This window comes from Roseburia sp. AF25-13LB (genome assembly GCF_003478915.1).
In the GTDB taxonomy this organism is placed as follows: domain Bacteria; phylum Bacillota; class Clostridia; order Lachnospirales; family Lachnospiraceae; genus Roseburia_C; species Roseburia_C amylophila.
In genome coordinates this window covers 143,456-164,420 of sequence record NZ_QUFO01000006.1, presented here as the reverse complement: position 1 = coordinate 164,420, position 20,965 = coordinate 143,456, and the positions used below count along the sequence as shown (strand labels likewise).

Here is a 20,965-nt window from a genome sequence, read left to right as displayed (position 1 = left end):
AAAGGACGTTTATTATGGAAAAGTTTTTCAAACTGAAAGAAAATGGTACCAGCGTAAAAATCGAGTTTATTGCAGGTATCACAACATTTGTTACCATGGCTTACATCATCATGGTAAATCCGGCAATGCTTGCCACACCTTTTGAAGGAACCGATATGTATGATAAGGTATTCAACGGCGTATTTTTTGCCACCTGTCTGTCTGCATTTTTAGGAACCTTCTTAATGGGAGTTCTTGCCAGATTGCCGTTTGCCCAGGCACCTGGTATGGGAATGAACGCATTTTTTACTTACACCGTAATGCTTGGCATGGGTTATTCCTATGAAGCATCACTGGCAATGGTATTCATTTCCGGTGCATTATTTATTCTGATTACTTTATGTTCCTTCCGGGAAAAAATTGTAATGGCAATTCCGAAAAATATAAAAGTTGCCATATCGGTAGGTATCGGATTGTTCCTTGCATTTATCGGCTTCCAGGATGCAGGTCTTATCGTAGGAAATGACAGCACCATGGTATCTTTGGTGGATTTTTCTACTTTTTCTGAAAATCCGGTGGCTTGCTGGGGTGCAATTTTAGCCTTCTTTGGAATCGTACTTACCACCGTTCTTTATAAGAAAAAAGTAACCGGTTCTATTTTAATCAGTATTTTTGTAGTAACTATTCTTGGAATTTTCACCGGAAATACTGTATTTGATGGCTTCCAGATTAACTTTGGTGCCCAGGTAAAAGATTTTGCAGATGTTTCCTTATTCGCATGTTTCCGCGGTTTCCGGGAATTATTTATGGGAAGCTCGGTAGGACAGGCAATTTTAACTTTGATCATGCTGATTATCACTTTCTCCATGGTTGACATGTTTGATACCATCGGAACCTTAATCGGAACTGCAAAATCAGCAAATATGTTAGATGAAGATGGAAATATTCCAAATGCAAAGAAGAGCCTTCTCTGTGATGCAATTGCAACGGTTGGCGGTTCTATATTTGGTACTTCCACCGTTACCACTTATGGTGAATGTATCTCCGGAATCAGCGTAGGAGGAAGAACCGGACTGACTTCTGTATTTACAGCAATCATGTTCTTAGCAGCAATCATCTTTGCTCCGTTTGTAAGCATCATCCCATCCTGTGCAACAGCACCGGCATTAATCTTCGTAGGTGGTCTTTTGTTAAGTGCTATCAAAGATATGGAATTTGATGATGTATCCGAAGCAATTCCGGCATATCTTGCATTAATCATGATGCCGCTTACCTACTCCATCGCAAACGGAATTGCCGTTGGATTGATTGCTTATACATTAATTAAAATCTTTACCGGAAAGTTCAAGGAGTTAAATATTATCACAGTAGTATTATCCGCACTCTTTGTTATCCGTTATCTGATGATTTCCTTATAATCTTTTGAAGAACTGCATAAGAAAAGCGCAGGGCAATGAATGCTCTGCGCTTAAATTTTTTCGCTATGTAATAATTCTACTGTGGCTGATTTGGATTCTGCTGTTCTGGCTGCTGATACTGCTGCTGACCATTGAACTGCTGTGGCTGACCGTTGAACTGCTGCTGTCCGTTGAACTGCTGTGACTGTCCGTTGAACTGCTGCTGTCCGTTGAACTGCTGCTGTCCATAATAAGCCTGCTGTGCCTGATTTACCTTTGGAGCTACAATGCCGTAAGCCCAGTTTGCAAGTCCGTTTAATCCAGGAACGTTTGCTTCGTTTCCTTTGGCTGTGTTTACAAGAGCCATGATACAGAAAATCAGAACTACAAGGCTTACAATACCATCGATGACAGAAATTGCTGTTCCCCATACAGAACCCATAAGAGGTATCTGGTATAAGAAATCGAAAATGTTTAAAATACCATTTACGATATCTGCAAAGATACATAAGAAAAATGCCTGAATTACCTGACGGGAAGCCCATTCATTTTTCTCCACGATGAGAACGAAACCAGTCAGTAATGCAAGAACAGTGCTGTATCCTAAGAATGCAAGGATAAATGCGGCTACTGCATAAAATGATAATCTGATTCCTAACTTACCTTTTTCCATTATATTTGTTCCTCCTAAAAATGGTTTAATATTTTATAACATTATAAGTATACTGTTCTTATGTAAAAAAAGCAAATAAATTTGCATGGAATTGTGTAAAAAGCAGGTAGAAATCTGTAAATTCTCTCTTGACGGATTTGTGCTGCTTTGGTAAACTATATGAGTGTGAATTGACACAATTAAATATGTGGCGTCTTAGCCAAGTGGTAAGGCACGGGTCTGCAACACCCTTATCGCCGGTTCAAATCCGGCAGACGCCTTTTTAAAGAGAACCGATGAGGTTCTCTTTTTTTAATAGTAGTTGCAATATGAAAGTATGCAGAAATGAAATTCCGGAAAAGCCTATTATAATAAAAGCTGCTAACACATATCCGGTTATTTTTGGTAACAATATGGGAATAGAAACTGGTAGTGCATTTATGCAAATACATAAAAAAGTAGCTGGAAGATATTTAAAAGTCAATATAACTGCATTTTTTACGGTATGTTTTAAAGTAGTTCTGTATTGATCCGGAAGAAAAAATGCATAAATAAGAAATCCCTGCAATAACAACAAAATAAGAAATTGTATACAGAGAGTGAGAGACCTGAAAAAGGTTTCTGGCATAAAAGGTAAAATGTATAAGTTAATCAGACAAAATATAAATAAAATCATTACAGGTAGCCAAAGAAGAATATTCTGCTTTAAATTTTTTCTCCAAAAGAAAAAATAAGTTCTTGCAATATAGGATTCTGTATTTTGTGAAAGTTTTAAATTTGTTTGATAAAGGGCGTAAAAGGATACCCCGATTGTAATGATAGGAAGGGATGTAATAATGAATAAAAAATTTAAAGCAATTAAACTGGTAAATTTGTTGATAAATCGAAAAAATTTACCATCAAGTGAAAAGAAGTTTTCCATAGTATAATATCCTTTCAAAATTAATTCTATATTGTGGAATCCCGGATAATAAGTTTTGTTTCATATTCCATATATGAATGAGGAGAGTTTGGGTATTGTATCCGCTCTAACATCTGGCGGGCTGCAGCAATACCAAGGTATTTTTTTGGAGTCTGTATTGTAGTGAGAGAAGGCGTAATCCTTTCAGAAGCAGGAATACCATCAAATCCTACTACACTTACATCTTTTGGAATCTGATAACCCAAAAATTGAAGAGCATATATTAATTGGATTGCTGTACGGTCATTCCCGCAAATAAATACATCCGGGACAGAAGCCATCTTTTGTAATTTTTTAACGACTATTTGAAAGTCCTGAAATTCATCAGAAGTTTCTGTTAATAAGCAATGTTTCCGGTCTAGTTCCAGGTGATTATCAGAAAGACATTCTTGTAATGCATCAAAACGTTCCTGAAAACCTCGTCCTACATTTGCGGAATAAATATCTCCAACAAAGGCAAAACGCTCGGCACCCTTGGAAATTAAATGATTTACAATCCGGTGAATATTTCTTTTGTTTTCCATAGTAACAATATCTATCATATCTAAAGCAGGATTATAATCCTTTGGTAAATCAACAGTAATAATTGGAAGATTATATTGTAACAATGCATTGCAGATAGCCCCATCACAAATTTCCACAAGAATAATACCTTTAATGGAAGGATCATTTAATGCAGTAGGAAAATCCATTTTTTTCAAATCACTTTCAGACATGATTCCAATTACAAGATGATAATGTGCATTAGATAAGATGGATTCAATACCTGTTAAAACCGCAGCCCAGAATTCAGAGTCTGGTGCATAGGTTTTGGTAAGAAACAGGATAGAACCATTATTCACATTAGATGGAGAAGTAACATCTCCCGATTCGGAAAAAAGTTCTTTGTTTATGTTATTGTAATTCAGTTCTCTGGCTTTATTTAAAACCAGCTGCTTTGTTTTCGAAGAAACTTCATTACTGTTTTTTAAAGCTTTAGCAACAGTATTTCTGGATAAGTTTAATTCTTCGGCTAATTGTTTAATCGTGCATTTCATACTACCACCTCCAGATTTATTGTAACACTTTATTAAGAATAAAGGAAGAAGAAAATGTGCAAAAAATGAAAATGCACGAAATGCACAAAATAGCAATGAAAAGATGTATAACATGTATAAAACAACTGTTTTTATTATGTAAAAAAGATAGAAAATGATAAAATAGAGAAAGGTCTGTTGAAAATAAATGGTGCATATGCTAAAATTTGAGCATAAAAAGAACGATAAAAAACATGCAAATAGTGCAAAGAGAGGTGCATATGAAAAAATTATTGTACAGACCAAAAGATGCATGGGTTGGAGACTTAATACCGTATTATGAAAATGGAACTTTTTATGGTTATTATCTGCATGATCCAAGAATCAGAGACAAGGAGTATGCAGAAGAAACTACCTGGCATCTTGTAACAACAAAAGACTTTGTAAATGTGGAATACAAAGGGGAAGCAATCAAGAGAGGAGGAGATGACAAGCCAAATAAGAATGCTTACACTGGTTCCGTAATAAAAGACAAAGAAAATCTTTATCATGCATTTTTTACTGCGTATAATGAAGATATAAAAATTAATGGAAAAAGTGTACAGTCTGTAATGCAGGCAGTAGGAACAGATTTAGAACATCTTAATACGGTAGAAGAATTTTTGTTTGTTTCTGATGGAAAGCAATATGAAGAATTTGACTGGCGGGATCCATTTGTATACTGGAACGAAGAAGATGAATGTTATGACATGCTTCTGGCTTCAAGAATTAAAGGAGGAGGTGAATTAAGGGGAGGCTGTATTGCATTGTGTAAGTCAAAGGATTTGAAACAATGGACCTATGAAAAACCGTTTTATGCCCCTGGCATGTATATCACCATGGAATGTCCTGAAATTTTCAAGATGGGAAATTACTGGTATCTGGTTTTCTCCACTTTTTCGGATCAATTTACTACACATTATAGAATTTCAAAAAGTCCAAACGGACCATGGGAAATTCCTGAAGATGATGTCTTTGACACCAGATCAGATTATGCAATCAAAACCGCATCAGATGGACAGCGAAGATTTGCATTTGGATGGATTGCAAGCAAATATGGAAATAAAGATTTTGGACCATGGGAATGGGGTGGAACAATGGTGTTCCATGAATTGATTCAGAATCCGGAAGATGGAACATTAAAAGTCCGGGTTATTCCAGGTGTGAAAGAGTTCTATGATGAAGTACAGGATTTGAAACCAGCAGCAGGCTATAATAGCCGGATAACAAAGACAGAAAAAGGAATTCATGTAATAAGTGATACCTTAGGCTCCGGTGTCTATGAAATTCCGGAAGATTGCTTTTCGATTGAAATGGATGTCTGTGTGAAGCGGGGACATGAATTCGGAATAGCGTTACATGTTGATTCTGAAATGGAAAAGGGTTATTTTTTAAGAATGAATCAACGGAAAAAGGAAGTAGCATGGGATATGTGGCCACGTTCAGAAAAGGGAATCTATCAGTGGCAGATAAAAGGTGATGTACCATACCAGATAGAAACATCCAGAAGGCTTCCGGATGCAGATGAATATCATTTACTGATAATAAGAGAAGATGATATCTGTATTGTGTATATTAATGATGAAATTGTATTATCTACCAGAATGTATGATCACAAAGGTGGCTATGCCGGTGTTTATGTGGTACAGGGAGAAGTGGAATTAAACAATTTTGTGATAAAAACAAGAAAAGAGAGGGATTAAAATGAAAAAGAGAATGATGAGTATTTTATTGTTAGCAACAATGGTAACAGGGTTGATTGCAGGCTGTGGTTCTACAAAAAAAGAAGCAAAAAATGATGATGATGTGGTAACTGTTACGTGGATGACATCAAGACCTGTGGATGGTGAAATAGATCAGGTAATGCATGAAATTGCAGATCAGTACAGTAAAGAAAAAGGCGGAAAGTGGAAAATTGAATTTGAAACAACAGCGGACAGACCTTCCTATTTACAGAAATTAAAGACATTAATTGCCGGAGGCAATATGCCGGATATAATTGATATTGATGCCGATCCATATTGTCAGGAGCTGGTAGATGCAGGAATGTTAGTAGATGTAAAACAATTTTTAAAAGATAATGACAGATATGATGATTTCTATCCGATTGCATTAAAATATCAGGAATTTACAGATGGTTCCATGTATACTTTACCATTAGAATATCATGTGGAAATGACATGGTATAACAAAGAAATTTTTGAACAGTATAATCTGACACCACCAACTACCATGGATGAGTGGCTGAATGTATGTAAAACCTTAAAAGATAATGGAATTACACCGATTTCGGTAGATGGTGTTGACAGATGGCCGGTACAGAGATACTTAGCAATGCTTCCATTTAGAGAAACCGGAAATGATTTTATCATTAATTTAAGAGATGGAAAAGAGAAAATGGACAGTGAAACCGGAAGAGAAGCAGCAGAATTTATGAAAGAAATGGGTCAGTATTTTAATGATGGATTTGCTGCAACAGACTATGCAACAGCACAATCAATGTTTTTAGATGGAAAATCTGCAATGTATTATATTGGTGACTGGGAAATCGGCGCTATGCAGGATGCATATAAGCAGGGTAAAATTGATTATTTTTATCTTCCTACTATTGAAGGTGCAAAAACACAGCCAAATGAATTTTGTATAAATTCTGGAATTGGTATGGCATTTAATGCAGAAACATTTGATGAAAAAACAAAAGATTTTATCTTATATGTAATTGATAATTATGGTAAATTATATGCTGGAAAACAGCAGATGTCTCCAATTAAAACCGATTTACCGGATGATGTTGAATACTCAGATCTTTATCTGAAAATTCAGGAAGATATGCAGTCTACAGGTGAAAACTTCCTGAAGCCTTGGGATACATACCTTGATTCCAATACCAATACCGTTATGCAGGATAATTTATTATTGCTGGCATCCGGTGATTTATCAGTAGACGATTTTTGTAAACTGGTAGATGATTCTATTGCAGAATATACAAAATAAGTAAATGACATATCGAGATATGTATTATCATGATTGGTAATACATATCTCGTAACAGATTTATATAAATGAAAAGGAAGGAGTTATAATGGGCGTTATAAGAAACAAAAAGGCCTTTCTGGCATTTTTACTTCCAGGATTATTGTTCTATATTTTGGCAGTATTTTATCCAATAGAAGAGTCTATTCGATTAAGTTTTATGAAATGGGGAGGAATAGGAAAAAAGCAGTTTGTCGGATTGCAAAATTATGTGACTATGTTTCACGACGAAGTTTTTTATAAGGCATTTTTTAACAATCTGATTTACCTTGTTATTGTAGTTTCCATGCAATTATTAATTGGACTGTTTTTTGCAATATTGCTGACATATATGACAAAGCATGTGACACTGGTTAAAACGTTGTATTATGTACCATGTATTATTACAACAGTTGCTATCACACAGCTTTTTAGAAGTATGTACTCAACAGAGCCTATGGGATTATTGAATCAGATATTACAAAAAGTAGGTTTAGGTGGAATGGTAACGTCCTGGCTTGCGAAAGTAAGTACTGTATTACCAGCTGTATCCATACCGGAAGGATGGAGATTTACTGGAATGTATATGGTTATATTTTATGCTGCACTGGTTTCATTAGATCCTTCTGTATATGAAGCTGCCAAAATAGATGGCGCTTCTGAAATGCAGATATTATTTAAAATTAAAATGCCATTGATAAAAGATATTATACTTCTGACTTTGACGATGTGTTTGACAGGAGCATTAAGAGGATTTGATATTCCATTTTTATTGACAAGTGGTGGACCGGGAAATGCCAGCGAATTAATGTCTACATATATGTATAAAAAGGCGTTTTCAAGTAACCAGTATGGTTATGGCAGTACTTTAGCGGTGTTTATTATTATTGAAAGTATTTTAGTTGTTTATATTTTAAGAAAAATTTTTACTTCAAAGGAACAAAAAGAAGAAAAAAGAATTGAAAAAGAACGCATCAGAAGGAATAGGAGGGGAAATCATTGAAGAAAAAAATAATAAAAATAATATTTGCAGTATTGATTATTCTCTTCTTAATCATTCAGATATATCCGGTCATATGGTTGTTTGTTGCAAGTGTGAAACCAACCGTAGAGTTGTCAGCAGCTCCATTTGCATTTCCAAAGAGTATTACGCTGGAAAATTTTTCTAAGGTTTTATCAGATGGTAAAATCGGTATGTATATGTGGAATAGTTTAAAGGTGACCGTTATTTCGCTGATTCTGATTGTAGTATTAAGTTCTACTGCAGGATATGCATTGTCAAAATTTAAAGTAAGAGGAACAAAAACAATTTATTCTTTCTTTACATTTGGAATTATGGTTCCAGTACAGATTACATTAATACCATTATTTATTTTTTATAGTAAACTAGGTATTTTAAATACAAGTTTTTCTTTAATATTACCACAGGTAGGATTTGCATTACCTTTATCAGTTATGATGTTTGTAAGTTTTTACGAATTTGTTCCGAATGAATTGATAGAGGCAGCGGTTGTTGATGGGTGTTCACCGCTTCGGACTTTTATTCAGATTGTGTTCCCATTAGCAAGAAATACCGTTATTACAATTGCTTCCATGTATAGTATTCTGATTTGGAATGACTTTATTTTTGCAAATACATTTATTAGTGATACTTCAGCCAAGACAGTGGCAATGGGATTAAAAGATTATGTCGGAGCATTTGGAAATGTGGACTGGGGTTCAACATTTGCTGCAATAGCAATTTCAATTCTTCCTCCACTGGTAATCTATTTTGCGTTAAATAAATGGGTAACAGCTGGAATGACTATGGGTGCAACGAAAGGATAAGGTATAAAATGGATAAAAATATGATTATGCTGCCAGGAACAGCAGCAATGCTTCCCTATCTGACACATGGAAAAAGCAGGGCGATTAATGCTGAAAACAGGACGGGAGAAAAGGGAAAAGGTGGTATGGCAGCCAGCGGTCTCGGAAAATCAAGAAAAGGCAGTCCTTGCTTGAATGATATCCAGCCGGGAGAGACGGTCGTTTTAGGAGAAATAGATGGTCCGGGAATTATTCATCATATATGGATAACAACGGATAATAAAACGTCAGAAGGAGATTGCTTTGTTCTTAGGGACCTGGTTCTCAGAATGTATTGGGATGGCGAGGAAAATCCATCCGTAGAAGCACCGTTAGGGGATTTTTTCTGTTGTGGATTTGGAAAAGAGTGTTATATTAATTCCATTCTTATAACAGTTGTTCCATCCAGAGGGTTAAATTCTTATATTCAGATGCCATTTAAAAAGAGAGCAGTTATTACATTAGAAAATCAGCATGCAAATGCAATTCCGGCTTTTTTTTATCAGATTGATTATAATTTATACAATTATCTGCCAGAAGAAACGGAATATTTTCACGCAAGCTGGAGGAGAGAAGCTCTTACCGAGCTGGGAAAAGATTATGTTATTGCAGATGGAATAAAAGGTAGTGGTCATTATATCGGTACATATATAGCATTGTCTACACTTCAAAGATATTGGTGGGGTGAAGGAGAAGTAAAGTTTTATATTGATGGAGATGAACAATATCCAACAATCTGTGGAACCGGAATGGAAGATTATTTTGGAGGTTCCTGGAGTTTTGCCAGACATGAAAACGGAAAAACGATAGAACAGACATATACAACTCCTTTTCTTGGATATCCATATTATTCAAGGCATGATGATCTGGTAAATAATTTATATCATAATGATGATTGTCCACCAATGCGCGGTTTTTATCGCTGGCATGTCATGGATCCAGTATTTTTTGATGAGGAGCTTAAGGTTACTGTGCAACAGATTGGTGTTGGACATAAAGGTTTATTTGAACGTCAGGATGATTTGTCAAGTGTTGCATACTGGTATCAGAAGGAACCACATAATGTTTTTTCAAAGCTTCCTGAGAAAGAAAAAAGATGGCCAAGATAGAAAAGGGAGCAGAAAGGTCAATTGATGTCAAAGGAAAAAATGCTTCAGGAAATTGAACGGGCACAAATAGTAATTAATCAGAATAAAGAAAAAGTTTCACAGGGAAAAATGAGGCAGAAATACCACTTTATGGCAGAAACGGGATGGATTAATGATCCAAATGGATTGATATATTTCAAAGGAAAGTATCATTTTTTCTATCAGTATAATCCATATCAGAGTTTTTGGGAAAATATGCACTGGGGACATGCTGTCAGTGATGATTTGATTCATTGGGAGTATCTTCCGGTTGCATTAGCACCAAGTGAACCTTATGAAGATCATTTGAAGGGTGGATGTTTTTCCGGAAGTGCAATTGAATTTGACGGAAAGCTATATTTAATATACACAGCAGCAACGAATCATGGAAATGGATTTGTCCAGACACAGTGTGTTGCTTATAGTGAAGATGGTATTCATTTTGAAAAATATGAAAAAAATCCAGTTTTAACAGCACCGGAAGGGATTTCGCCAGATTCCTTCCGGGATCCCAAGGTATGGAAACACGAAGACAGCTATTATATGGTATGCGGAGCTTCAAAAAATCAAAAAGGACAGGCGTTATTGTATCGCTCGGAAGATTTGATACATTGGACATTTATAAATGTATTAGCAGAAAGCAGGGGAGAATGGGGAACCATGTGGGAATGTCCTGATTTCTTTCATATAGGAAACCGGTATGTTTTAACTTTTTCACCTATTGATGCAGGAGAGAGGACTTGTGTGTATTTAACCGGTTCGTTTGATTATGATACCGGAAAGTTTGATTATGATGTTTCAGGAGAAATTGATTGGGGTTTTGATTATTATGCACCACAATCATTTCAGGCACCTGATGGAAGAAGAATTATGGTTGCATGGGCAAATGAATGGGAATGGATGCCGTTTTTTAAAGACTGGGGACCGACTTACAGGGAAGACTGGTGCGGATTCTTTAATTTTCCGCGCGAAGTTAATATGACCAAAAGTGGAAGATTGAGTTTTGTTCCGATACGGGAGTTAAAAAAATATAGAAAAAAAACTGGTAAATATGTTCAGGACAAGTTGGTGATTTGTGATTCGCAACAAGAGTTAAAATCAGATGATGGAATAGCATTTGAGCTGAAATTTAATATAAATTTACGAGCGAGCAATGCACAGCAATTACTTGTAAAATTAAGATGCGATGAAATAAATCAAACAGTTTGTATATTTGATTTGAAGAATGGAGAATTAAAAGTAAATCGTAATAAGGCAGATGGATGGAGTAAAGGGATATCACACAGTATACTCTTTTTAAAAGAAAAAGATGTATTAGATGTTCATATTTTATCTGATCAAAGTTCCTTAGAATTATTTACTGATAATTATCAAAATAATCATTCTATGAATGTATTTGCGGGAAATGAACAAAATAAAATATATTTTCAGGCAGTAGAAGGAAGTGTTGTGCTGGAAAATGTAGAAGTGTATGGAATTGAGCCGTGAAAAAATGAATTTCATTTCATGGTATGATGATATAGAAGAAAAGGAAATGATAAACCAGTTCGGAAAAGAACTGGTTTCATTTCTATAAAAACAAAAGGAAGAAATATAGGAGGAATCGTAATATGAAAAAGAGCTTTGATGTTATTGCATTGGGAGAATTATTAATTGATTTTACGATGAATGGACAGAGTGAACAGGGGAATGATTTGTTTGAAGCATGCCCTGGTGGAGCGCCATGTAATGTTCTGGCAATGTTAAATGAAATGGGAAAGAAAACAGCATTTATTGGAAAAGTTGGAAAAGACCAGTTTGGAAAATTGCTTCGAAATACGTTAAATGATATTGGAATTGATACCTCCAATCTTTTTACAGACAGTACTGTAAATACAACACTTGCATTTGTACATACATTTCCGGATGGTGACCGTGAGTTCTCTTTTTATCGTAATCCGGGTGCTGATATGATGCTGACAGAAGATGAAATTAATACAACATTTATTTCCCAGGCAAAAATTTTCCATTTTGGAACGTTATCTATGACACAGGATAGTGTAAGAGCTGCAACAAAGAAAGCGGTTAAAGCGGCAAAGGAGAGTGGAGTACTCATTTCATTTGATCCAAATTTAAGGGAACCTTTGTGGAGTTCATTAGAATTAGCCAAAGAACAGATGAATTATGGATTTAGTCAATGTGATATATTGAAAATCTCTGATAATGAGATTCAGTTTGTTACTGGAAAAGAAGATTATGATGAGGGAATCAGATGCCTTCAGGAAAAATATCAGATACCACTCATTCTCTTAACAATGGGAAAAGAAGGAAGCCGCGCTTATTATAAGGGAATGCGTGTGGAATGTAGTGGATTTTCTGTAAAGACAATCGAGACAACAGGTGCAGGAGATACGTTTATGGGAAGTGTGCTGAATTATCTTCTGGAACATGATTTTAATAATTTGACAGAAAAGCAGTTGGAGGAACTTTTAAAGCTGGCAAATGCAGCGGCAGCTATAGTGACAACCAGAAAAGGTGTTATCCGTGCAATACCAAAAAAGAGTGAAATAGAAGAACTTCTTCAAAGGAATATGTTATAATTTATAAAAAGATTTGGACAATAAAAAGAGCTGTGGCACAGTCAGAGGTTGGGTCGGTCAGCTCTTTTTTTTGTAACCTTTTCCCATCCTCACTTGTATATATAGTGAAAGGCCTTTTAAACAGAAAAGAAATATGAGGGATCACTCATGAGAATAGCAACGGAGGTATTAGCGGAAAAGTATAAAGACCATTTATTTGCAGCGGCATTCAATGTCTGTAAAAATGCAGCAGATGCCGATGATGTGGTGCAGGATACTTTTCTTCAATATCATACAACCAACAGACAATTTGAAAATGAGCAGCATATCAGAGCATGGCTCATTCGGGTGGCAATCAATAAAGCAAAGAATATCAATCTTTCTTTCTGGCGGCAGAAGGGTGTGCCGTTAGAAGAATATATGGAGACACTGACATTTGAGACACCAGAAGCCCAGACACTGTTTACAGAAGTCATGAAGCTTCCAGAGAAGTATCGAATCGTCATACATTTATTTTATTATGAGGATTACACCATCCGGGAAATCGCGAAGATTATGAATGTGACAGAAAGCAACGTGAAGGTCAGGTTGACGCGTGGTCGCAGACTGCTCAGAAATGTATTAAAGGAGGAATGGGAAAATGACAGATAAAGAAAGATATAAACAGGCTTTTTCTTCTTTGCATGCCTCCGGACATATTTCTTTGGAGGTCAATATGAATCATAATAGAAAATTTCATCCAACACGTAAATTAATCGCAGCAAGTGCCTGCGCCATATTGTTGTTAGGTGGCAGCAGTGCCTATGCAGCGTATCATTTCTTAAGTCCGTCACAGATTGCGGATGAAGTAGCGGAAAATGGAGCATTGAGCCGGGCATTTGCCGGAGAGGATGCGGTAAGCGTCAATGAGACGCAGCAGAGCAATGGCTATGATATTACCTTATTAGGACTGGTGTCCGGAGAAAAATTAGAGCTTTGTGTACCACAGGAAACTCGGGAAAATGTCAGCAAATCACATACTTATGCAGCTGTTGCAATTGCAAAAAGTGATGGAACCGATATGGAATACCGTAATTTTTTTGTGGCACCGTTAATCAATGGCGTGTCTGTTTTGGATGCCAATGCAGCAACCATGGATGAGACACTTACCTGGTTCTGTAAAGATGGAGTTCTTTATGAGCTGATAGAATGTGATGATTTGGAAATTTTTGCAGACCGCGGCGTACAGTTAGGAATCTTGGACAGCTTCGGGAGCGAAGCGGCTGCATTTCGAATGGACAATGAAAGTGGCACTTACCGTAAAGTGGAAGACTATGCTGGCACAATTGCACTTTTCACCCTGCCATTAGATACCACAAAGGCAGATCCGGCGGCAGCGGAGGCGTACCTTAAGAAGCTTGAAGAAGCTGCGGGAGAAGATGAGGCAGCAGATGAAGCAGTAGATGCGAAAGGAACTGCCGGCAGAGCAGAAGCCAGCGTAATCACCGGAGCAGAAAGCGAAGCTGCAGCAGGCTATATGAACCAGAAAGTCAGAGATTTCGTGGATGGCATTACAGCGGATAATTTATCGGATTATTTTGAAATCGTAAAGGATTATCCGGTATTTACTGCTACACCGGACGAAAATGGCTGGGTAGATTTCGGAACACAGTATATTGAAAAAGAGGATTATGTTGCAAATGGCGGAAGCGGCGAAGTTTCCAACTGGATTGCAGAGGATGAAGATTTCAGCGTCAGTGCAATTACCATGTCAGGAACTGATGGAAAAGAAGGTGCTTCCACGCTTCGGATTTCCGTTGTTTTCCGCAATGAAGACGGCAGTCTTACGGAAGCATTGTATCAGATAAAACCGGACTGCATCGATTTGATAAAGTAGGGAAAAGATTAAAGCACTGGATATCGGTTTCTTTAAACCAGATATCTACAGAACCTGCCACCAGCAGCTGCTTACAGATGACTGGAGACAAAGAAACGCCAGAACCTGTATTTACAGGAACTGGCATTTCTTTGTCGATGGGACTTTACTTTATAGCCCCTTTTTAAGGAAGGATGTATGCAAACTAATTTAAGTTGTTGTCGGAATAGTAGAACAAATGAAAGAGAGATTTCCCTTTAATAAAACATTTCCATAATGATAGGAAAGAATAAAATGCATTCCCTTGTGTATTGGAATATCATTTAATGAACCAGAACCATTGATTACGCTACACAAGAGAAAAGGAAAATCCTGATGAAATAAAAATTGTGAGGCAACATTCAGTAAAAATACTTTATAATATTTACAGCAAATCAGTTCATTTAGTGTATTGGCAGGAAGCCCATCGGTATGCATAATACTATGTTCTATGGATTTGGCCGGTACAGTAATAACATCAATACTTTGCTGGATATGTAATTGACGTGGTTTCCCATTCCAAAGACGATCATAATCATATACACGATAGGTAATATCACTGTTCTGCTGTGTTTCAAGAAGTTCGATACCGCCTTTTATGGCATGGACTGTCCCTGGGTCAATTTGTATAAAATCTCCTTTTTTTACCGGAATTTCCCGGATAAATTCATTCCATTTACCATGCAGGATCATATCAGACAATTCTTCTTTTGTTCTGGCATTGTGTCCAATGATAAGAGAGGAATCTTTTTTACAATCCAGGATATACCAGCATTCTGTTTTTCCAAGAGAGCCATGCTCATTTTTACAGGCATAAGTATCGTCAGGATGAACCTGTATGCTAAGGTCGTTTTTTGCATCAATAATTTTTACCAAAAGCGGAAATTTAGAAAGGTTTGAATACCCAAATAATTCAGGATGCTCGTTCCATAATTGCGAGAGGGTTTCTCCTTCATAAAACCCATCAGCAATGGTACAATCTCCATTGGGATGTGCAGAAATACCCCAGCATTCACCAATATCATTTCCAGGTATGTCATATCCAAAGTCAGTTTTTAATCTGGTACCACCCCAGATATTATGTGTAAAAACAGGGTTTAGTATAATCATGTTTTTCCCCCTATAAATTTAATTGATATCCGCAACAATCAAGAATTAATTCACAAAAAACAGAATTTGCCCAGGAAAACCAGGGTCTTGTATATTGGGACGGATCATCGACAAGAAATGATTCATGCATAAAGCCTGTACCGGCATCTGTTTGTGACAGTATTTTCAAAATCTGTTCTTTTTCTTCTGAAGATGAGGAAGTTAATGCCTGCATGGCCAGTCCGATATGCCAGATATAACGCGTAGGAGTGTGAGGACTGCCAATTCCCCGGGCATACTTTCCTTCATAATAGTAAGGATTTCTGTCACTGAGAACAATTTCTCTGGTGTTCAGATAACGTTTGTCTTGTTTGTCACAATATCCAATATAGGGAAGTGAAAGGAGACTTGGGAGATTTGCATCATCCATAATATTATATTCTCCAAAACCATCTACCTCGTAAGCATAAAACTCTTTTTCCTGTCCGGGTACAATTGCATAGGATTCAATTGCTGCACGAACACATAACGAAAAGTTATGGGCATATGTATAAAGTTCCCGGTTCTGATATATTTTTTCAGCAATTTCAGCAATATTTTCCAATATGACAGAAGCAAGCATATTAGAAGGAATCAGGTATCCATAAGTACATGAATCATCACTTGGACGAAAACCTGACCAGATAAGGTTAATATTACTTTTTACCAGGGCACCTTTTCCATTTCTTGAAAGAGTATCTGTAGGAACACAATTTTCTCTTTCAAAGGAGTAAGGAGACAGGTGTTCATGATCCTGCTCTGTCCGGAAAACAGAAAGAATGGTTTTTGCTGCTTCCAGCCATTTTGAAGTAAAATGGCTGGTACAACCGGTGTTTTTCCACAGCAGATAAGAGAGCTGAATCGGAAAACACAAAGAATCTATTTCGAATTTTCGTTCCCATAATTCCGGTTTCATATCTGTTTTGTCATGTTCCCAGCAGTTTCCATTTGCAGACTCATTAAATGCATTTGCATAAGGATCAATGAGAATGCAGTCCATCTGTTTTGCAATCAGCCCACAGATAAGTTCTCTGATAGAAGGATCTTCTTTTGCAAAAAATAGAAAAGGGCGGAGCTGGCAGGCAGAATCTCTTAACCACATGGCCGGAATATCACCGGTAATTACAAATACAGAACCATCATCTAATATTTTTATAGTAGTATTAAGCGTATTAGAAATACAATTTTCAAACATGGTGGCCAGTTTACTGTCTGCGCCAAATTGTTTTTTAACCAACTGAATGGTGTCATTTATGATTTCATAATTTTTTTTTACTGTTATCATATATTTTTAGCCTCATATAATATTTTATACTGACATGTTTTAATATAAAGGTCCATAGAATTTACATGCAGCAAGGTCTGCGGCTTCCATATCGGATGTTCCAAAAGAACTCCAGACATGTGGACGGAAAATAGCGGAGGACGGAACATTGTGCATGGAAACATGGATGCGAAGCATAGATGCAAGAGTAATTAATTCTGCACCAATATGTCCGTAGATAAAGGCACCATGATTTGCTCCCCAGTTAGCCATAACACTGTATACATCCTGAAAAGCACCGTTTCCTGTAAGGTTAGGAACAAACCAGGTGGTAGGCCAGGTTGGATCAGTACGGTTATCAATTATTTTGTGAACTTCATCCGGAAGAGTAATGCTGTATCCTTCCGCAATTTGTAAACAAGGTCCAATGCCTTCTACAAGGTTTACTCTTACCATAGTCAGTGGCATTTTAGCATCTGTTTTAAAGTGAGAGGAAAATCCACCGCCACGGAACTGGCATAATTCTGCCGGACACCAGTCAGTTGCCTGAAGACAGGCATTGATGTCAGTTTCTGTCATATCCCACCAGGATTTCATGACTGGAACTCCATTTTCATCTGAAGATTTTCCGCAGGCATCAAGACAGGTAGAACCCGAATTAATCAGATGAATAAAACCATTTTCCGCATCGCCTGTTGGCTTCCAGCCAGTAACACGCTTTACTGCATCAGGACTCCAATAACAACGGATATCAGAAAATCCACTGGCCTTTCCTGTAAGAAGATTTCCAAACATCATGGAGAGACCATTTAGATTATCATTTTCTGTTGCAAAAACGAGTGGCTGTTTTTTACCGTTCCAATCAAAGGTAGAATTTAAAATTGCCTCTGTAAAATCTGCATTCGGTTTATAATCTGTCCACATACGCTGTCCCTGGAAACCGGCAAATAATGCATTACGTCCAAGAGATTCTTCCTGATAGCCTATTTCAGCCAGTTTTGGATTGCCAAGCATAATATCACGAATAATTAAAGTCATTTTTATAACAAATTCCCATTCCTGAGATTTCTGCGCTGGACTGTGTGCACGGCATTCCGGGTTGGGATCCATACCTTCTTTACAATTTTCATGTACCCATTTCAGGGCTTTTGTAAATTCATCTTTATCATAAATTTCATGATCAATACGACGTAAAATTTCTGTCATATCAATCCATTCCGGCCGGATTCCGAGATAATGTATATAAAAAGATGGGTCGAAGAAGGAACCCATGATTCCCATGGAAACAGAGCCAATATTGACGTATGATTTATTTTTTAACTGCCCCACTGCCAGTGCAGCTTTTGCAAATAACAGAATTTTTTGTTTCACATCTTCAGGAATTTCATTTTCATCCATATCTTGCACATCATGTCCATAGATGGAGAAACATGGCAGTTTCATCTGGTTGTGAGCAGACATGGCAGCAGCCAGATAAACAGCCCCCGGTCGTTCTGTGCCATTGAACCCCCAGATGGCTTTGATGGTAAGAGGATCAATATCAATGGTTTCCAAAGGATAGCACCAGCTTGGAGTCACACTTAAAGTAGCGGTTACACCTTTGGAAGTAAATTCAGCCTGACAGCGTGCGGCTTCTTCACTGCCGGCAATGCTTCCTTCAGAAAAAATAATTACTTTTGCAGGTGTTCCATCTGCATAAAATACATTTTGCTCAATCAGTGCCTTTGCCTGGGCAGCCATTTGGGCTACTTTTTCTTCCAGTGAATCACGTATACCTAAACGTCTGGAGTCTACAATTGGTCTGATGCCAATAACAGGATATGTTTTCATAGTAAAATACCTCCTTATTAATTTCAATTTTTATGTAAAATGCTGTGATAATCAGACGTTGGGCCACTGAATACGTTGCGGAGAAATGCAACCGAATTCCTGGCGTCTGAATCAAGCTGTGCCAGACTGGCACCCTGGCTTAAATCACGCCAGATTTTAATATCATTTCCAACAGTACCACCATTTCTTACAAAAGGTTCCATAACAACATTCCCCTGATATCCAATAGCACGAAGAGCCATTCCAATTTCATACCATGGAAAACCTCCTTTTCCAGGCAACCGGCGGTTGTTTTCACCAACATGAAAATGACCCAGTTTATCTCCGGCTAAAAGAATGGCTTCCACCATATTATCTTCTTCAATATTCATATGGAAAGTATCCAGCATAATTTTTACGGAAGGAACATCAACTTCTTCTACAAATTGTCTGCATTCTGCACAGGTATTGATAAGATATCCCTCAAAACGATTCAGTACTTCAAGGCAATAATTAACACCACATTCGGCTGCAATCTTTCCTACTGTGCGGACATTTTTGACACTTCGCTCCCAGTCTCCGGCTTTATCAATCGGCTGGCTATAGTCAACTGGCCAGTAAGAATAGATGCCTCCACCCAAAGTATGAATATTAAGAAATTCCAGCTTTTTAAGAATATCAGTATAAAATGTAATTGCATTGTTCACAATTGCAGAATCCGGACTTCCAAGATTCTCACTGGCATTTGGACCATATCCGGCTGTTAAAATAATTCCCTGATCATCCGCTTCTTTTTTCAGTGAAGCTAAATCTTCCATGGAAATATTTTTTAACATTGCACAGGATATTTCCAGAATATCAAAACCTAATTCTTTTACTTTGCGTATATATTGTTTTTGATCAGCATTCCATTCTTTTTCCCAATATGCAAAATAGATTCCATAGTTCATAGTAAAAACCTCCTTATATCATTTACTATTCAGTAATTGCTGCAAAAGCATCGCAGAAATTTTTATTTTGTTCCAGCCGTCTGGCAGCTCCAAGAACATTAGTGGTGCTCACTACAAAAGAAGAAAGTTTCTGATAATCATGATTTATACACTCAAAGGAACCTTCCTTTTGAAAATATGAAACAACATCATAAAGTGTCCGGGCAGCGAGCTTTTCATCTATTTGTGCAAGGCACCAGATAACCCAGCCGCTTGCAGTTGCCCAATATGCACCATTCTGGTATTCTTCATGCGGTATTTCGATTAATAACCGTTCCCAGTATTCTCCTGAAAGCAGATGACGGATTTGACCATGTAATACATATCTGTCATAATAATCTTTAAGGAAGGTAAGAATATCACTCTTTATCTCATCGGTGCATGGAAAATTGATATATAACATATAAGCAATTCCCCAGATATCAATCTGTGCACAGTCATCTGTTGCAGCAAGAAAAGCATGAGAATCGGAATGGTACAGGTATTTGATGGATGATTCAATTGCGTTGCAACGTTGTAAATATAATTCTTTATCAGAAGGTGAACTTGTCATGCGGAACATGTGCAGGCATGCACGCCAGTAAAGCAGGCTTTCCATATAAAGAGAGCCGGTCTTGGCAACAGTATCGGTAAATCCATATGGAGAATGGGGCTTTACAGGATCATTATAGACAAGTCCATGTTTGTCTAGCGGAATGGCATTTAAGCCCTGACGTAAATAGGGTTCCCATTTCTTAAATAATTCCTGAAATTCACCAGGTTTTAGTCTTGTCATTAAAGAGTGGACAGTAAATATCAGAAAAGGAGTATTATCCAGATTGGCTTCTCCAATAGGTTTTCCTACAACACCTGCTGCATAGGCAGTGACACCATCTTCGTAGATACGGTCAGGCATCCACCCATCATCAGCACGTCTATGGTCAATTGCGTATTGTATACAGCCAATAATTTCATCATTTGAAATACAGTCACCGGCGTATTCTACCATATAAGAAAAATCCCTAAGCCATAATGCATTATAACTTGAGACACCATCCGGGGTAAAAATAGTAATTCCGTTGGTAGTAGTAACTTTGCAGTTTTTTAACAGGTCAGAAGAACTGTCTGTTAAATATTGAATCGTTTGATAAAGACTCTTTTTCATATGCATATGATATCCTTTCTTAAATAATAAATAATTAAAAAATATAGCACTCATTATGTAATTATCAGAAAAAAACATGCTGTTGTTATCAGAGTATAACATAAAAGAATAGTTTTTTAAATATATTTTGCAAAAATAATTTATAAAATATT

The 20,965-nt window shown here is 37.0% G+C and carries 18 protein-coding genes, 1 tRNA gene and 1 pseudogene; 12 read left to right on the top strand and 8 right to left on the bottom strand.

Going from position 1 to position 20,965, the window contains the following annotated elements:
* Positions 1 to 14 precede the first annotated feature (14 nt).
* Positions 15 to 1,397 (top strand): NCS2 family permease, encoded by a 1,383-nt coding sequence (locus DWY37_RS10445; protein ID WP_118173679.1) that lies wholly within the window; start codon positions 15 to 17, stop codon positions 1,395 to 1,397.
* Between the two features lie 76 nt (positions 1,398 to 1,473).
* On the opposite strand, the gene DWY37_RS10440 is transcribed toward DWY37_RS10445, so the two are convergent.
* Positions 1,474 to 2,049 carry a hypothetical protein gene (locus DWY37_RS10440; RefSeq protein WP_117699226.1) on the bottom strand — a complete coding sequence of 192 codons (576 nt, stop codon included), beginning with the start codon at positions 2,047 to 2,049 and terminating at the stop codon, positions 1,474 to 1,476.
* Between the two features lie 189 nt (positions 2,050 to 2,238).
* Between DWY37_RS10440 and DWY37_RS10435 the strand changes: the two genes are divergently transcribed.
* A tRNA-Cys gene (locus tag DWY37_RS10435) sits at positions 2,239 to 2,309 on the top strand.
* Positions 2,310 to 2,357: 48 nt separating this feature from the next.
* Positions 2,358 to 2,558: a hypothetical protein gene (locus DWY37_RS16135; protein WP_118542276.1), complete on the top strand. Its 201-nt coding sequence runs from the start codon at positions 2,358 to 2,360 to the stop codon at positions 2,556 to 2,558.
* A 125-nt stretch (positions 2,559 to 2,683) separates the two neighbouring features.
* Here the strand turns inward: DWY37_RS16135 and DWY37_RS16485 are convergent.
* Both DWY37_RS16485 and DWY37_RS10425 read right to left on the bottom strand, forming a co-directional pair.
* A pseudogene (locus DWY37_RS16485) lies at positions 2,684 to 2,950 on the bottom strand (DUF624 domain-containing protein); the annotation flags it as partial.
* A 26-nt stretch (positions 2,951 to 2,976) separates the two neighbouring features.
* Complete coding sequence (locus tag DWY37_RS10425; protein ID WP_242986301.1) at positions 2,977 to 4,140, bottom strand: substrate-binding domain-containing protein; 1,164 nt, start codon at positions 4,138 to 4,140, stop codon at positions 2,977 to 2,979.
* A 146-nt stretch (positions 4,141 to 4,286) separates the two neighbouring features.
* Between DWY37_RS10425 and DWY37_RS10420 the strand changes: the two genes are divergently transcribed.
* The 9 genes from DWY37_RS10420 to DWY37_RS10380 all read left to right on the top strand — a co-directional run bounded on the left by DWY37_RS10420 (position 4,287) and on the right by DWY37_RS10380 (position 14,461).
* Positions 4,287 to 5,747, top strand: coding sequence for a glycoside hydrolase family 32 protein (locus tag DWY37_RS10420; RefSeq protein ID WP_118542396.1), 1,461 nt, complete (start codon positions 4,287 to 4,289; stop codon positions 5,745 to 5,747).
* Between the two features lies 1 nt (position 5,748).
* On the top strand, positions 5,749 to 7,038 hold the full coding sequence (locus DWY37_RS10415) for an ABC transporter substrate-binding protein (protein WP_118542398.1): 1,290 nt from the start codon (positions 5,749 to 5,751) through the stop codon (positions 7,036 to 7,038).
* Between the two features lie 87 nt (positions 7,039 to 7,125).
* Complete coding sequence (locus DWY37_RS10410) at positions 7,126 to 8,058, top strand: carbohydrate ABC transporter permease (protein ID WP_118544500.1); 933 nt, start codon at positions 7,126 to 7,128, stop codon at positions 8,056 to 8,058.
* Positions 8,055 to 8,882, top strand: coding sequence for a carbohydrate ABC transporter permease (locus tag DWY37_RS10405; RefSeq protein WP_022242530.1), 828 nt, complete (start codon positions 8,055 to 8,057; stop codon positions 8,880 to 8,882). Before DWY37_RS10410 ends, DWY37_RS10405 begins: the two co-directional genes overlap by 4 nt.
* 20 nt (positions 8,883 to 8,902) lie before the next feature.
* A complete protein-coding gene (locus DWY37_RS10400; protein ID WP_118542402.1) occupies positions 8,903 to 10,009 on the top strand; it encodes a glycoside hydrolase family 172 protein in 1,107 nt (368 codons plus the stop codon).
* Between the two features lie 24 nt (positions 10,010 to 10,033).
* Positions 10,034 to 11,515, top strand: coding sequence for a glycoside hydrolase family 32 protein (locus DWY37_RS10395; RefSeq protein WP_117842186.1), 1,482 nt, complete (start codon positions 10,034 to 10,036; stop codon positions 11,513 to 11,515).
* 122 nt (positions 11,516 to 11,637) lie between these two features.
* Entirely contained in the window at positions 11,638 to 12,606 is a 969-nt protein-coding gene (locus DWY37_RS10390; RefSeq protein ID WP_117842187.1) for a PfkB family carbohydrate kinase, read from the top strand.
* 147 nt (positions 12,607 to 12,753) lie between these two features.
* Entirely contained in the window at positions 12,754 to 13,236 is a 483-nt protein-coding gene (locus tag DWY37_RS10385) for an RNA polymerase sigma factor (RefSeq protein WP_117842188.1), read from the top strand.
* Positions 13,226 to 14,461 carry a DUF4179 domain-containing protein gene (locus DWY37_RS10380; protein WP_118542370.1) on the top strand — a complete coding sequence of 412 codons (1,236 nt, stop codon included), beginning with the start codon at positions 13,226 to 13,228 and terminating at the stop codon, positions 14,459 to 14,461. Before DWY37_RS10385 ends, DWY37_RS10380 begins: the two co-directional genes overlap by 11 nt.
* A gap of 189 nt (positions 14,462 to 14,650) precedes the next feature.
* Here DWY37_RS10380 and DWY37_RS10375 read toward each other — a convergent pair whose 3' ends face one another.
* The 5 genes from DWY37_RS10375 to DWY37_RS10355 are packed head-to-tail and all read right to left on the bottom strand — an operon-like array spanning position 14,651 to position 20,813.
* A complete protein-coding gene (locus tag DWY37_RS10375; protein ID WP_117842190.1) occupies positions 14,651 to 15,589 on the bottom strand; it encodes a type I phosphomannose isomerase catalytic subunit in 939 nt (312 codons plus the stop codon).
* Between the two features lie 10 nt (positions 15,590 to 15,599).
* On the bottom strand, positions 15,600 to 16,892 hold the full coding sequence (locus DWY37_RS10370; protein WP_117842191.1) for a glycoside hydrolase family 125 protein: 1,293 nt from the start codon (positions 16,890 to 16,892) through the stop codon (positions 15,600 to 15,602).
* A 39-nt stretch (positions 16,893 to 16,931) separates the two neighbouring features.
* On the bottom strand, positions 16,932 to 18,701 hold the full coding sequence (locus DWY37_RS10365) for an L-fucose isomerase (RefSeq protein ID WP_117842192.1): 1,770 nt from the start codon (positions 18,699 to 18,701) through the stop codon (positions 16,932 to 16,934).
* Between the two features lie 23 nt (positions 18,702 to 18,724).
* A complete protein-coding gene (locus DWY37_RS10360) occupies positions 18,725 to 19,630 on the bottom strand; it encodes a D-psicose 3-epimerase (protein ID WP_117842193.1) in 906 nt (301 codons plus the stop codon).
* A gap of 25 nt (positions 19,631 to 19,655) precedes the next feature.
* Positions 19,656 to 20,813 carry a hypothetical protein gene (locus DWY37_RS10355; protein WP_147343735.1) on the bottom strand — a complete coding sequence of 386 codons (1,158 nt, stop codon included), beginning with the start codon at positions 20,811 to 20,813 and terminating at the stop codon, positions 19,656 to 19,658.
* Positions 20,814 to 20,965: the final 152 nt, after the last annotated feature.

What these genes read in the sequence shown, in the direction of transcription:
- DWY37_RS10445 (WP_118173679.1), top strand. Translation starts at nt 15, where the DNA reads ATGGAAAAGTTTTTCAAACTGAAAGAAAATGGTACCAGCGTAAAAATC.
- DWY37_RS10440 (WP_117699226.1), bottom strand. Translation starts at nt 2,049, where the DNA reads ATGGAAAAAGGTAAGTTAGGAATCAGATTATCATTTTATGCAGTAGCC.
- DWY37_RS16135 (WP_118542276.1), top strand. Translation starts at nt 2,358, where the DNA reads ATGAAAGTATGCAGAAATGAAATTCCGGAAAAGCCTATTATAATAAAA.
- DWY37_RS10425 (WP_242986301.1), bottom strand. Translation starts at nt 4,140, where the DNA reads ATGTTATACATCTTTTCATTGCTATTTTGTGCATTTCGTGCATTTTCA.
- DWY37_RS10420 (WP_118542396.1), top strand. Translation starts at nt 4,287, where the DNA reads ATGAAAAAATTATTGTACAGACCAAAAGATGCATGGGTTGGAGACTTA.
- DWY37_RS10415 (WP_118542398.1), top strand. Translation starts at nt 5,749, where the DNA reads ATGAAAAAGAGAATGATGAGTATTTTATTGTTAGCAACAATGGTAACA.
- DWY37_RS10410 (WP_118544500.1), top strand. Translation starts at nt 7,126, where the DNA reads ATGGGCGTTATAAGAAACAAAAAGGCCTTTCTGGCATTTTTACTTCCA.
- DWY37_RS10400 (WP_118542402.1), top strand. Translation starts at nt 8,903, where the DNA reads ATGATTATGCTGCCAGGAACAGCAGCAATGCTTCCCTATCTGACACAT.
- DWY37_RS10395 (WP_117842186.1), top strand. Translation starts at nt 10,034, where the DNA reads ATGTCAAAGGAAAAAATGCTTCAGGAAATTGAACGGGCACAAATAGTA.
- DWY37_RS10390 (WP_117842187.1), top strand. Translation starts at nt 11,638, where the DNA reads ATGAAAAAGAGCTTTGATGTTATTGCATTGGGAGAATTATTAATTGAT.
- DWY37_RS10385 (WP_117842188.1), top strand. Translation starts at nt 12,754, where the DNA reads ATGAGAATAGCAACGGAGGTATTAGCGGAAAAGTATAAAGACCATTTA.
- DWY37_RS10380 (WP_118542370.1), top strand. Translation starts at nt 13,226, where the DNA reads ATGACAGATAAAGAAAGATATAAACAGGCTTTTTCTTCTTTGCATGCC.
- DWY37_RS10375 (WP_117842190.1), bottom strand. Translation starts at nt 15,589, where the DNA reads ATGATTATACTAAACCCTGTTTTTACACATAATATCTGGGGTGGTACC.
- DWY37_RS10370 (WP_117842191.1), bottom strand. Translation starts at nt 16,892, where the DNA reads ATGATAACAGTAAAAAAAAATTATGAAATCATAAATGACACCATTCAG.
- DWY37_RS10365 (WP_117842192.1), bottom strand. Translation starts at nt 18,701, where the DNA reads ATGAAAACATATCCTGTTATTGGCATCAGACCAATTGTAGACTCCAGA.
- DWY37_RS10360 (WP_117842193.1), bottom strand. Translation starts at nt 19,630, where the DNA reads ATGAACTATGGAATCTATTTTGCATATTGGGAAAAAGAATGGAATGCT.
- DWY37_RS10355 (WP_147343735.1), bottom strand. Translation starts at nt 20,813, where the DNA reads ATGAAAAAGAGTCTTTATCAAACGATTCAATATTTAACAGACAGTTCT.